10 protein-coding genes and 1 pseudogene are annotated in these 13286 nt (G+C 61.7%); 8 read left to right on the top strand and 3 right to left on the bottom strand.

The window, feature by feature from the left end; genetic code table 11:
- Positions 1-337 precede the first annotated feature (337 nt).
- The 7 genes and pseudogenes from mtrA (at position 338) to secA (ending at position 10801) form a co-directional block, all read left to right on the top strand.
- Positions 338-1010 (top strand): annotated as a pseudogene (gene mtrA, locus JOE60_RS11890) (MtrAB system response regulator MtrA).
- 145 nt (positions 1011-1155) lie between these two features.
- Entirely contained in the window at positions 1156-2943 is a 1788-nt protein-coding gene (mtrB, locus tag JOE60_RS11885) for an MtrAB system histidine kinase MtrB (RefSeq protein ID WP_239529069.1), read from the top strand.
- A gap of 1 nt (position 2944) precedes the next feature.
- Positions 2945-4663, top strand: coding sequence for an LpqB family beta-propeller domain-containing protein (locus tag JOE60_RS11880; protein WP_167263154.1), 1719 nt, complete (start codon positions 2945-2947; stop codon positions 4661-4663).
- 121 nt (positions 4664-4784) lie between these two features.
- A complete protein-coding gene (locus JOE60_RS18535) occupies positions 4785-5831 on the top strand; it encodes a phosphoribosyltransferase family protein (protein ID WP_167263152.1) in 1047 nt (348 codons plus the stop codon).
- A 142-nt stretch (positions 5832-5973) separates the two neighbouring features.
- Positions 5974-6702, top strand: a complete 729-nt coding sequence (gene hpf, locus JOE60_RS11870) for a ribosome hibernation-promoting factor, HPF/YfiA family (RefSeq protein WP_167264163.1) — start codon at positions 5974-5976, stop codon at positions 6700-6702.
- A gap of 27 nt (positions 6703-6729) precedes the next feature.
- Positions 6730-7962: a winged helix-turn-helix domain-containing protein gene (locus JOE60_RS11865; RefSeq protein ID WP_167263150.1), complete on the top strand. Its 1233-nt coding sequence runs from the start codon at positions 6730-6732 to the stop codon at positions 7960-7962.
- 97 nt (positions 7963-8059) lie between these two features.
- A complete protein-coding gene (gene secA, locus JOE60_RS11860) occupies positions 8060-10801 on the top strand; it encodes a preprotein translocase subunit SecA (protein WP_167263148.1) in 2742 nt (913 codons plus the stop codon).
- Between the two features lie 106 nt (positions 10802-10907).
- Here secA and JOE60_RS11855 read toward each other — a convergent pair whose 3' ends face one another.
- Both JOE60_RS11855 and JOE60_RS11850 read right to left on the bottom strand, forming a co-directional pair.
- Positions 10908-11330: an Rv3235 family protein gene (locus tag JOE60_RS11855; RefSeq protein WP_239528856.1), complete on the bottom strand. Its 423-nt coding sequence runs from the start codon at positions 11328-11330 to the stop codon at positions 10908-10910.
- A 148-nt stretch (positions 11331-11478) separates the two neighbouring features.
- Positions 11479-12258 (bottom strand): LysM peptidoglycan-binding domain-containing protein, encoded by a 780-nt coding sequence (locus JOE60_RS11850; protein WP_167263144.1) that lies wholly within the window; start codon positions 12256-12258, stop codon positions 11479-11481.
- A gap of 136 nt (positions 12259-12394) precedes the next feature.
- Between JOE60_RS11850 and JOE60_RS11845 the strand changes: the two genes are divergently transcribed.
- Positions 12395-12973 carry a hypothetical protein gene (locus JOE60_RS11845; RefSeq protein ID WP_167263142.1) on the top strand — a complete coding sequence of 193 codons (579 nt, stop codon included), beginning with the start codon at positions 12395-12397 and terminating at the stop codon, positions 12971-12973.
- Here JOE60_RS11845 and JOE60_RS11840 read toward each other — a convergent pair.
- A complete protein-coding gene (locus JOE60_RS11840; RefSeq protein WP_167263140.1) occupies positions 12970-13185 on the bottom strand; it encodes a helix-turn-helix domain-containing protein in 216 nt (71 codons plus the stop codon). The two genes, JOE60_RS11845 and JOE60_RS11840, sit on opposite strands and share 4 nt — an antisense overlap.
- Positions 13186-13286: the final 101 nt, after the last annotated feature.

Here is a 13286-nt window from a genome sequence, read left to right as displayed (position 1 = left end):
TTGCCCCACTGCGGTTGGTTGCCCCACTGGGGCTGGCCGTCCGCTTGAGGCTGCCCGCTGTTCTCAGGTTGCGCGCCCGACCCTGGATTCTGGCCGTTCTCTGGTAATGACACCCGTATCCTCCCCATAAGGCCCGGCCCGCCGACAGCCGGCGTCCCCCACTATGGACCTTTGGCCCCCAGCCTATAGTCCCGCCGTCGTGGCTCATAGCCCGCCCCCACCTGCGCATTTATTTTGGACCGACGCGTCATCAAGTACGGTGGAATTGCCCTTGGGGCGCCATGCCGGGCGCTGTGCCCAACGGGACAAAGACTTGGTGATAAGGGAATATATAACTATGAAGGCACGCATTCTGGTAGTTGACGACGACGAAGCACTTGCAGAGATGATAGGCATCGTCCTGCGCAATGATGGCTTCGAGCCCGTGTTCTGCGCAGATGGCGGCAAGGCCCTGGAGATTTTCCGTTCGTCCAAGCCGGACCTGGTCTTGTTGGACGTCATGTTGCCGGGATCGGACGGTATTGAAGTCTGCCGTCAGATCCGCGGCGAATCGGATGTTCCCATCGTCATGCTCACGGCAAAGTCGGACACCTCGGACGTGGTTCGCGGCCTTGAATCGGGCGCCGATGACTATGTTCCAAAGCCCTTCAAGCCCGCCGAACTTGTAGCGCGTGTGCGCGCGCCTCCGTCCGGGCGAGCAAAAAGCTCCGGAGACCCTGCGCATTGCGGACGTGACCATCGACGTCGCCGGGCACCTGGTAACCCGCGGCGGCGAGCGTATCTCCCTGACCCCGTTGGAATTCGACCTTCTGGTGGCCTTGGCCCGGAAGCCGTGGCAGGTCTTCACGCGTGAACTGCTCCTTGAGCAAGTGTGGGGTTACCGTCACGCCGCAGACACCCGCTTGGTCAACGTCCACGTCCAGAGGTTGCGCTCCAAGATTGAACGCGATCCTGAAGCGCCAGAGGTTGTATTGACGGTGCGTGGTGTCGGATATAAAGCAGGTTCCTGAGTCGCCTGCCGGGCAACCCGGCAGTCAGGACACCGGAGAAAACCCCGGAAAAACCGACGCCCCGGGCGCGGGCCCGGCTACGTCGTCGACCCCCAACCAAGCCACTGAAGCAACCCCGCAGAAACCCGCACCGCACGCCCGCAACCTGCGCTGGTTCCTGACCCGTGCCCGGATCTGGACCCGCAGGGGACTCATCCTCGTCCTTCGGGTGTCCCGTTTGGTGGCCACCGGCGTCCGGCACATCAGGCCCGGTGTCCGCTTTCTGTGGAAATCACTGGTCCGCAGATGGCGCCGGTCCCTGGAGTTCCGGACCGTCCTTACTACGCTCTTGCTTGCCGTCACCTCCTTCGCCGTGGTTGGTGCCTACCTCTCCAACCAGATCGCCAACAACCTGTTTCAGGAACGGTTGGCCCAAGCGGAGTCCGAGTCCCGTTACAACGTCAAGCAGGTTCAGGACACTTTCGACGGCGCCCAGGTCACCGACCAGTCGAGCGTCATCACCCTTGTCTATGACACGTTGACGGCCGTGGAGGGGCGGGGTTCCGTCATCCAGCGCAGGTATGTCTTCGAAGCCAAACCCGAGCAGACCAAGCCACGCAACAGATGGGTGGAATCGCGTGCTTCCGATCAGTTGACGGTCCGGGTGATACCGCCTGAGTTGCGCAAAGCCGTTCAGGAAGGCGGCAAGCAGCAGTTCTGGGCGTCCACGGAGTTCCCTGTGGGAAACGAGGACCGCCCTGGGATTGCAGTAGGGAACCTGGTGACTTTCAATGGCACGGCCTACGAGCTCTACCTGATCTACGACCTCAACTCAGCCCAGCAGACACTCAACGAAATACAGAATGTCCTCTGGGCCGGAGGCGCTGTCCTGGTACTCATGATCGGTGCCATCGCCTGGTACGTCACCCGCAACGTGGTCAGCCCGGTCAGCCACGCGGCCGTTGTCTCGGAAAAACTTGCCGCCGGGCAACTCCAGGAGCGGATGGTCGTCAAGGGCGAAGACGAGGTCGCCAGGCTGGGGGCATCGTTCAACCACATGGCAGCCAGCCTCCAGGAACAGATCACGCAGCTGGCCACCCTGTCCCAAATGCAGCAGCGGTTCGTGTCCGACGTGTCCCACGAGTTGCGGACACCCCTGACCACGGTCCGTATGGCCGCCGAAGTCCTGTTCGACGCCCGCGACGACTTCGACCCCATGAACAAGAGATCTGCAGAGCTGCTTTACCACCAGGTGGAGCGATTCCAATCGCTGTTGTCGGACCTGCTGGAAATTTCCAGGTTCGACGCCGGTGCTGCCGTTCTTGACGCCGAGCCCCAGGACATCTTCCAGCTGATTTCCCACGTGATTGACGGGGCGGCGCCCGTTGCCGCGGAATACGGTTCCGAGGTGCGGGTGAACGCCCGGCAGGGAAGCATCGTGGTGGAGATGGACTCCCGGCGCATCGAACGGATCCTTCGCAACCTGCTCCTCAACGCCTTGGAGCACGGGGAGGGCAATCCCATCCATATCTCAGTCGCTGCCAACCACGATGCCGTGGCGGTTTCGGTCCGCGACCATGGAATCGGCATGAGCACGGCTGAGGCCGCCCGGGTTTTCGATCGCTTCTGGAGAGCCGATCCCGCCCGAGCCCGGACCACTGGTGGCAGCGGCCTGGGTCTGTCCATTGCAGCCGAAGATTCCAAGCTTCACAATGGCTGGCTGCAGGCGTGGGGGAGCAAAGGTGCAGGCTCCAACTTCCGGCTGACTCTTCCACTCAGGCAAGGCGGCGCGATCGTCAAGTCCCCGCTGCAGCTGGAACCGGCCGATATCGATTTCCCGGGAACATCGAGGGAGCGGCAAATGCTCGTGGTGGAGACCGGAACGGCCGCCAGGAGCGGCACACCACCGGTGGACGGCCAGCAGCGGCAAGCCGACGCGGGACAGGGTGAGTGACATGACAAGAGGTCCAGGTAAGCGGGCACGTGCTGTGGTGGCCATGCTCGCTGTTCTGATGTGCCTGCTTGCAGCGTGCGCGCAGATCCCGCGCTCCGGCCCCGTGGGCAAGAGCAAGGACGAAGGAGCGGGCAACCCCAACGCTCCGGTGTTCTTCCCCGCGGCCCCCCGGGAGGGATCCAGCCCCGAGACGATCATCGAAGATTTCTACATGGCCGGCAGCGGCTATGAGGACGATTACCCCGTGGCGCGGCAGTTCCTCACCCAGGCCCAGTCAGTGACGTGGAAGCCCGACAAGAAGGCCACCGTTTTCCGCGAAGCACATGTGGTGAAGGGGGCTGCTGACAACGAGTACGTCTACGAGCTGGATCTGGCCTATTCCGTGGATGCTGACGGCGTGGCGACCCAGTTTCCCCCGGGCACCAAGGAAACCATCCCCCTCACCATGGAGCAGGTGGAAGGTCAATGGCGGATTTCCAAGGTGCCGGACGGGACGGCAATTCCCGAAGAAACCTTCAAAGTGATCTACGGGGCCAACCCCATCTATTTCTACGATCCTTCCTTCACCTATGCGGTTCCTGATTACCGATGGTTCATTAAGAAAAACACTGTCAAATCAATGACGAGTGCCCTTCTGGCGGGCCCGGCACCCTACCTTAGGGGCGCCGTCGTCAGCGCTTTTCCTTCGGGAATGAAGCTGGCCCGTGAATCGGTGCCGGTGGTGTCCGGCGCTGCGCAGGTGGACCTGTCGGCCAAGGAGCTGTTTGATGCTTCCGCCGAGGACCGTCAAAGAATGCAGAACCAGTTGGCGTTGACCTTCAGGAGCCAACCCGACGTCATCAACGTCCAGCTGCGTGCAGACCAGGACCTTGTCCGGGTGGAGGACAACGGCACAGTGTTGCCACCGGTCGTTGACAAGAGTGTCCCGGCGCGGCAGATCGCGGTCAGCAACGGCGACCTGGTGCGGTACGAGAACAACCGGATCACGCCCCTGCCGGACATCCAGTCAGTATCGGGGCTGGGGCCTCATTCACCGGCCGAGTCGCCTGTTTCGCAAACAGCTGCGTTCCTCAATGGCGATAAGACCACCCTGTATTCCGTTGAGCCAGGGCAGGCCGCCCGCCAGCTGACCACACGCAGCACCCTGACCGGACCATCCTTCAGTCCGCAGGACTGGGTTTGGACCGCAGGCCCAGGTGCCACCGGCGCCGCAGAGGTCGTCGCGTACAAGCCCACAGGGGTCGCTCCGGGGATGGCCGTTCCGTCCGTCACCATCACCCCGGCCTGGCTTTCCGGCCGGACGGTGAAAGACTTCAGGGTGTCCAGGGAGGGGACCCGGGCCATGGTGATCTCGGAAGCAAACGGAAAATCCGCTGTTCAGATCACGGGCATTCTCCGGAATCCGGATGGCGTCCCCAAGGACCTCACCACTCCCATCACCCTCTTCAGCACGGCAACGGCAAACCAGGGGGTGTGGATCAACGGTTCCACGGTGGCCGTCATGTCCGCCAACGCCACTGGCACAGTGGTCCCGGAGTTGCTGAGCCTGTCCTCAGGCGAGCCACAGCAATTGGCGCCGTGGGATGGCTTGACCACCCTCAGCGCAGGTAACGGCTCCGAACAGATCTACGGCCAGTCCGAAGCCGGTGTTTTCCAACGGGTAGGGAACGGTTGGGAGCTGCAACTCAAGGGACCACTGGAACCTGCATTCCCCGGTTAAGGTCCGGTCCGCAGGTCCACGTGTCGTCCTGTCCACGCGTCGTCCTGTCCACGTGTCGTCTTGTCCACATAGGGCCAACGGCATGTTCTCCGGGTGACGCTGTTGGGACAAGACTGTCGTGATGACCCGCGTCGCCCATGCCACCCAACCCGGCTCTGTAATTCTCGTAGCCAGAGACCATGCCCCCGTTCGCAGTCACGCCCGGCGCAAGCGACGGGTGGATCCTGACCTGGTGGCGCCTGGTTGGTCCGGGGGCCGGCGGCGGGCTCCCCGGAGCAGGGTCTTGGGAAGGTTCTTGGACGCCTTTTCCACCGCCCTTCGCGAGATGTGGGCCCTTCTGGTGCCGGAAAACTGCGTATGCTGCGGAGCTGAAGACACCGCCCTGTGCCCGGCCTGTTCCCACCAGTTGCGCAAGCTTTGCCGGCGTCCATTCCGCGCGGAACAGCTGTCGCTGGCCCTGGTTGACGTGGAGGGGGCGGCAAGCCTCGCTGTGGTGGCCGCGGGGCCCTACCGTGATGAGTTGGCGCTGAGCCTCCTCGCTTTCAAACGCTCGGGCCACTGGCGGGTGGCTGTGGTACTGGCCTCTTGCCTGGGAAAGGCCGTGGCGTCGGCCACTGGTGGGCGCCCCGGGTACGTGCTGGTGCCGGTTCCGAGCAGTGGATCGGCCTTTGTACGGCGTGGGTTCAGTCCGGTACACCTGTTGCTCTTCTGGAGTCGCCGGCGCCGTCTGCATCCTGGGTGCCGGGCCTTCGACGCTTTGGCCAAGCGGTGGGTGAAGCCTGATGCAGGCCAAGCCTGGCGCTCTGTTCTGGGTATGGTGCGGAGGGCAGCGGGAGAGTTGACGGGCCTGCAGCCGCCCGGAAGTGGCGGACAGAAGGGGCTGGGGCGCGGAGACCGTGCCGGAAGAGTCAGGGGATCCATGCGTGTTCGGCGTCGGTGGGCCAGGAAGATCAGGGGTACGCGCTGCATTCTTGTGGACGATGTACTCACCACAGGAGCAACACTTGCGGAAGCAGCGCGGGCCCTCAACGACGCGGGGGGAGTAGTGTGCGGCGCGGTGGTGCTTGCGGCCACAAGGCCACCAGCATACGCCCACAGCGAAGGGACGCATCGAATGACCGCGGGCAAGAGGACGCAAACAAAAAATAAAGGCCCAAAGGATGAATAACTCGTGACGATGAACTAACGTCGGTTGTGGGTACCGAGAAAAGATGTACCTGTCGATAGCGGCTCGGAAAGGGGCTCGACTGTCTGTCAGATCAGCCCCCAACAGAGTCGTTGTCGTGTCACCGAGTTATTTGGAGGGCACCATGGAGTTCATGATCAGCGGACGAAATCTCACAGTTTCTGACCGCTTTCGCGAATACGCCGGCGAGAAAATCTCGAAGATTGAATCGCTGGGGGATAAGGTCCAGCGAGTTGACGCCAAAGTTTCCAAGGAAACCAATCCCCGGCAGACGCCGGGACAGCTCACCGTTGAAGTGACAGTCCTGGGCAGGGGCCCCGTTATCCGTGCCGAGGCCACAGCCGCTGACAAATTCGCGGCTTTCGATCTTGCTTACAACAAATTGCTGGAACGGCTGCGTCGGGCAAAGGACCGCAAGAAGGTCCACCACGGCCGTCACACCCCCAAGGCCGTGCGCGAAGCCACCGCAGAGCTTGAACCCGCCAGCGCCAATGAGCCGCTGTACGTCGAAGCGAGCAACCACCAGGAACCGGCAGCGTCAACGGACGAGCGGTCTCCCTACGACATTGAGAACGACATTCCCGCTGGCGATTCCCCCGTCCTGATCCGCCGCAAGGTCTTCCCGGCCGCATCACTGACCCTCGATGATGCAGTGGACAACATGGAACTGGTGGGGCACAACTTCTACCTGTTCCTGGATAAGGAGACCAATGCACCGTCAGTGGTGTACCGCCGCAACGGCTGGACCTATGGTGTGATCACGCTCGATTCCACGTGCGAGCCGGGCGAAGAAGCCGTGGAAGAGAAAATCCATGCTTACCGCTCGGATGACCAAGCTGCCTCTGCGAAGTAAGTCCGTAATCCTCCGAAAGGGGCATCCATGACCCGTTCGCTGAGCCTGTCACAGGCACGGCGGATCGCGTTGGCTGCACAAGGATTGGCAAAGACCCGGCCCGCCGGTCCCGTGACATCACGGGCGGTGGGCCGGACCTTTGCCCGGCTCCAGCTCGTCCAGATCGATTCCGTCAACGTGGTTGCCCGGAGCCATTACCTGCCCTTCTTCTCGCGGTTGGGCCCTTATGATCCGGGGATCCTTCACACCTTGGCCGGGCGCCGCCCCAGGAAGATGGTGGAGTACTGGGCCCACGAGGCCAGCTTCATCCGGCCGGAGCATTTCCAGGATCTGCTGCTCTGGCAGAAGCGTGCCTGGGTAGGAGCCCACGACCTGGAGCCCGACGTGGTGGTGGACATGGAAGGGCGGATACTCGCTGCCCTCAGCGCAGGGCGGCCCATGACAGCAACTGAGCTGACGGCGGCGCTGGGCCACCTCCCCGAGGCAGACAGGGGAAACTGGGGTTGGAACTGGAACACGGTCAAGCGTGTCCTGGAGCGCCTCTTCGAGCAGGGCTTGGTCTCGGCCGCCTCAAGAACCAGCCAATTCGAAAGAAAATACGCGCCAACCGCGCAGGTGATGCCCCATCCGGTGGTGGCCGAAGAAGACCCGGCCGCCGCATTGGATCGGCTCATTGAGGCGGCGGCCCAGGCTCATGGCATCGGCACTGTCCGGTGCTTCTCCGACTATTTCAGGACGCCCATCAAGCCCGGAACCGAAGCCGTCAAGCGGCTGGTGGAGGCCGGCCGGCTGGAGCCTGTTGCAGTCAGGGGATGGGACCGGGATGTGTACATGCACGTGGATGCTGTGCTGCCACGGAAAGCCGAAGGCAGGGCATTGCTGAGCCCCTTCGATTCGCTGGTGTTCGAACGGCGCAGGCTGGAGGAACTGTTCGCCTTCCACTACCGGATAGAGATCTATACTCCAGCCCACAAACGCCGCTTTGGCTATTACGTGTTGCCATTTCTCCTAGGGGAGAGGCTGGTGGCAAGGGTGGACCTCAAGGCCGACCGCGCAGCAGGAAAGCTCCTGGTGCGCTCTGCGTTTGGTGAGGTGGACGCTCCGGCCGGTACCGCCGTCGAGCTCGCCGCTGAACTTGAACTGATGGCTGGATGGCTGGGATTAACGGGGATTGTGGTTTCCCCTGCGGGCGACCTTTCCGGACCGCTGGCAGAAGCCGTAGCGTGCGGATCCCGCCAGACACAGCCCTCCAGCGCATAACAGTCCGCTGAGAGGGGAACACGGCAACGTGTCCATGGTCTCTCCCGTAGACTGAGACAGCCAGAATTCGGCAGCATGAGACTGGGAGCAATTTCACGTGGCATCACTAATCGAAAAACTTCTCCGCACGGGTGACAAAAAGACACTCAAGCAACTGCGGAACTATGCCGATTCCATCAATGCCCTTGAAGAGTCTTTTAAGTCGTTCACTGATGCTGAGATCCGTGAAGAAACGGATCGGCTGCGCGCCCGCCACCAGGATGGCGAGACGCTGGAGGCCCTGCTGCCTGAGGCATTTGCTGCCGTCCGCGAAGCCTCGTCCCGGACATTGGGCATGCGCCACTTCGACGTCCAGTTGATGGGCGGAGCCGCCCTGCATCTGGGGAATATCGCCGAAATGAAGACCGGTGAAGGCAAGACCCTTGTTGCCACCGCGCCCGCGTACCTGAACGCCCTGTCCGGCAAAGGCGTTCACGTTGTCACCGTGAACGATTACCTCGCCGAATACCAGTCCGAATTGATGGGCCGCGTCTACCGGTTCCTGGGCCTCACCAGTGGTTGCATCCTGTCCAATCAGGATCCGACCGTCCGCCGGCAGCAATACGCCGCGGATATCACCTACGGCACCAACAACGAATTCGGCTTCGATTACCTGCGCGACAACATGGCCTGGGATGCCACCGAACTCGTGCAGCGCGGCCACAACTTTGCGATCGTGGATGAAGTCGACTCCATCCTTATTGACGAGGCCAGGACGCCGCTGATTATTTCCGGTCCGGCCCAGGGTGACACCAACCGCTGGTACAGCGAATTCGCGAAGGTCGTCACGCGCCTGCAGCCCGAGGTCGACTACGAGGTCGATGAAAAGAAGCGAACTGTCGGCGTCCTCGAAGCCGGAATCGAAAAGGTCGAGGACTATCTCGGTATTCAGAACCTCTACGAATCCGCCAACACGCCGCTTATCGGCTTCCTCAACAACGCCATCAAGGCTAAGGAACTCTTCAAGCGGGACAAGGACTACGTCATCCTTGACGGCGAAGTCCTCATTGTTGATGAGCACACCGGACGCATCCTGGCCGGTCGCCGTTACAACGAAGGCATGCACCAGGCCATTGAGGCCAAGGAGAATGTGGAGATCAAGGCTGAGAACCAGACTCTTGCCACGGTCACGCTGCAGAACTACTTCCGCATGTATTCCAAGCTTGCCGGCATGACAGGAACGGCCGAAACCGAGGCCGCCGAGTTCATGAGCACCTACAAGTTGGGTGTCGTCCCCATCCCCACCAACAGGGACATGCAGCGCATCGACCAGTCCGACCTCGTCTACAAGAACGAGGTAGTGAAGTTCGATGCTGTTGTGGCCGACATCGCGGAACGCCACGAAAAGGGCCAGCCGGTCCTGGTGGGTACCACCAGCGTTGAAAAGAGTGAATACCTCTCCACCCTTCTGGCCAAGGAAGGAATCCGGCACGAGGTACTGAACGCAAAAAACCATGCCCGTGAGGCCTCCATCGTTGCCCAGGCGGGTCGAAAAGGCGCCGTCACCGTGGCAACCAACATGGCTGGCCGTGGAACGGACATCATGCTTGGCGGCAATGCGGAATTCACCGCGATCGCTGAGCTTGCAAAGCGCGGCCTGGATCCTGAAGAGAATTCCGACGAATACGAGGCCGCTTGGCCTGAGGCTCTGACCGCTGCCAAGCAGGCGGTCAAAGACGAGCACGAAGAGGTCCTCAACCTTGGCGGACTTTACGTCCTGGGTACCGAGCGCCACGAATCCCGACGGATCGACAACCAGCTGCGTGGCCGCTCCGGCCGTCAGGGTGATCCGGGCGAATCGCGTTTCTACCTTTCCCTGACGGATGACCTCATGCGGTTGTTCAACTCCGGGGCTGCGGAACGGCTGATGAACAGCTCGGTTCCTGATGACGTGGCCCTTGAGTCCAAGTTGGTCTCCCGTGCCATCGCGTCGGCACAGGGACAGGTTGAAGGCCGCAATGCGGAGCAACGCAAGAACGTGCTGAAGTACGACGATGTCCTGAACCGCCAGCGCGAGGCGATCTATGGCGACCGGCGTCGGATCCTCGAAGGTGACGATCTGCACGAGAAGGTCCAGTTCTTCCTCGAGGACACCATTAATGCGCTGATCGATGCGGCCACCGCAGAAGGCTCCGGCGATGATTGGGACTACACCCAGCTGTGGACCAACCTGAAGACTCTCTACCCGGCAACTGTCACACCCGATGACATCATCGAAGAAGCTGGTGGCAAGTCCAGGGTCACCGCGGAGTTCTTGAAGGACGAGATCCTTTCCGATGCCCGCCTTGTGTACAAAGCGCGTGAGGAATCCTTGGGCTCCGAAAGCATGCGGGAGCTCGAACGACGCGTTGTGCTGTCTGTTCTGGGACGCAAGTGGCAGGAACACCTTTACGAAATGGACTACCTCAAGGAGGGTATCGGCCTGCGCGCCATGGCCCAGCGTGATCCCTTGGTGGAGTACCAGCGGGAAGGTTTCGTCATGTTCCAGAGCATGATGGAAGCCATTCGTGAGGAAAGCATTGGATTCTTGTACAACCTCGAGGTTGAGGTCACTCCGGCCGAAGATGTGGTTGTTGCCGATGACACCACGGCTGGAACCCATACAGAACATCACGACCCCCAGATCCGTGCCGCCGGATTGGAAGCACCCGAGAAGCCGGCCCAGCTGCAGTACACGGCACCCGGTGAGGACGGTGCAACGCAGACCCGCATAGAAGGCCGCAGCAGTGGCCGTTCCGGAAACCCTGCAAAGGCGGCCGGCCAGGAGCAGCGCAAGGCAAACAAGAAGAAGCGGCGCTGACGCTCTTACCTTTGAGCGTCTCTCGACGCTGAGGTGGTAAGCAACCCGGGATGACCCGGAATATGAAGGACCCTGGGCGGTGCCCAGGGTCCTTCGCCGTCGTGTCCTAGCCAATCTCCAAAGCTGTTACCTGCCACACGCCGTCGAGCCGTTCCAGTCTCATGGCCACAGCCCGGCAGCGCTGCTCCTCGGCAACAACAATGCTGGCCTCGCAAATGACATCCGTGATGGGGCAAACCCTGACGGACCGGACCATTGGGCTGCGGTGCGGCTGGAGGCTTCCCCGGATCCGGGCCGCGTGTTTTCGTGTTAGGGCGGCCCTGTGCTGTAACGACGCGTAGCAGTCGGGGTCCAAGGACCGGGCGAGTTGTTGCACAGGGCGTGTACCTGCGAGTACTTCGAGTGCTGCCTGGGCAATACTCCGTGCTACGAGCCGTACGTCGATGTCCCTGTTGTTGGATCCGTGCACTGGAGTGGAGCGCTGGGGTGCTTGGCGGCCGATGGGGCGGCGTTGAGCAGTTACGGTCATGGTCATACCTCTGGCATTCACAACGTGAGGCGAGGCGTGGGGACACCTGACCCGGGTGGCTGATGCTGGGATGACGCTGAAAGGGACTGAGCGCGTGTTCGCCCCTGAGTAGGCTGGGAACGCGGACTTTAAGTTGAGGAAGGGGAGATCAGCCGGGTTCGGGGGGCCGAAGTACCTGCCCTGGCTGAAGTGCGGTGGGATCTTCTCCGATGATGTCCCTGTTGGCCTCGTACCAAGCCGGCCACGAGAGCGCTATGTCCACATCGGTGGCAAGTGGGCCCAGCCGAGCGGCCGCAATCGACCACAATGAATCACCCGGGCGGACGGCAATGCCGTCATCGGGCAGGAGGGCAGCGGCCGGACCAGGACTCTGCCGAAGTTGCGGACGGCTGATTGGTCCGGGCTCGACGACAGGTGGCATTGGCTGCCATCGGGGGTCGATGGAACCAGCAGGAACGACGCCCTCTTTCTTGACCGATGAGGGAATCCGCTCGGCGAGCGGTGAAGCCTTGCCCTCCGAGGACCCGGCGGCGCCGCTGTTGGGAACATGCCATCCGGGGTCGGGGACTGCGCTGCCGGCATGTGCAACCCCGGCGCCCAGAAAGTTGAGGCTGACGATTGCGCACGCAAGCCGCACCATGAACGCTGGGCTGAATTTCGCTACCGACCTAACGCGCTGGCTCCGTCCACTGGCCGCCAATCCGGCCGCCAGGAGGGCGACTGCGAACGACATTGCCCACCACACCACTATCGCCAGCCCCACGGTGCTTGCCGTGATGGCGACCAAGTGATCGAGGCGCATGCGTTGGCCGTGTTGTGCAGCCGACATGCCTTGGTCCACAAGGCCCATGCCAAGGAGGCTCAACACCAAACCCAATCCCAGGGTGGTCGCCGCCAAGACGGCGTCCTTGCGAAGTGACTGCACCATTACACATCCTCGGGTCTTTTTATGTCATTTGATGTTGTTTGACACAGTTTGACCCTTCTGTCCGTCCTTGTCCAATCGACTCCGCTGAAAGTGGGCCGAATTGGTCGGCTTGCTCACTGCAGCCTAGTCTGACCCCATGAGATGGGACTCTCTCTTTGACGACCTGCAGGCACAGTACTCAGCGGAACTTGCCTTGTTGCGGGAATCCGAGGTTACCGAACGGGCGAGAATCGAATTTGGCGGCATAGAACTTAGCGACCGTCTCAGGGGCGCCGTCGGAGGCCGCGTGACAATCCTGCTTTCCAACGGCGAGCTGGTCCGTGGTCGAATGGACAGTGTTGGAAGCGACTGGTTCGTTGTCTCTGATGACTCCCGGCAGTGGCTGATTCCGCAGCGCTCGGTGGTCAGCTGCCAAGGCCTGGGAAGGTCGGTGCTTAAGGAATCGTCGCAGGTCAGGCGAACCCTGGGAATAGCTTCCGTACTCCGCGCCCTGGCCCGTGACAGGTCAGCCCTTGAGGTCTTCCTTGCGGCCGGGAGTGGAGACGCCCACAGGCTTCACGGCGTGATGGACCGGGTGGGCCAAGATTACATTGACTTTGCTGTGGTTCCGCGCGGAGAAGCGCGGCGGTCCGGGAATGTGTCGTCGGTGATGACCATTCCTGTGGCTGCCATCGTGGCCTTCCGGTCCACTGGCGGCGGAAGCCTTCAGCACTAGGCGCTTTTGGCTTTGGCCGCTTCGATCATTCGGCTGGCTTCGGCATAGCGGTCTTGGATGTATTGCTCCAGCATTGCTTCTTCAATGCGCCACTGACCCCTGCCGCCAACCTGGATCGCTTTCAGTTCGCCGCTTCTCACCAGTGCATAGGCCTGGGGAGAATTTATCTGGAGCTGTTCGGCAACGTCTGCGAGAGTCAGGAAGCGGGGCATGTGTCCAGTTTGCCACCGCTGGTGCCTTTTGGGGTAGTTATCCACAATTGGCGCCATTTTGCAGCCGTTGGCTTTGGGATGGGAGCAGGCCGCCGGTAAGA

The organism is Paenarthrobacter ilicis, assembly GCF_016907545.1.
Taxonomy (GTDB): Bacteria; Actinomycetota; Actinomycetes; order Actinomycetales; family Micrococcaceae; genus Arthrobacter; species Arthrobacter ilicis.
This window is presented reverse-complemented; position numbering and strand designations above follow the sequence as displayed.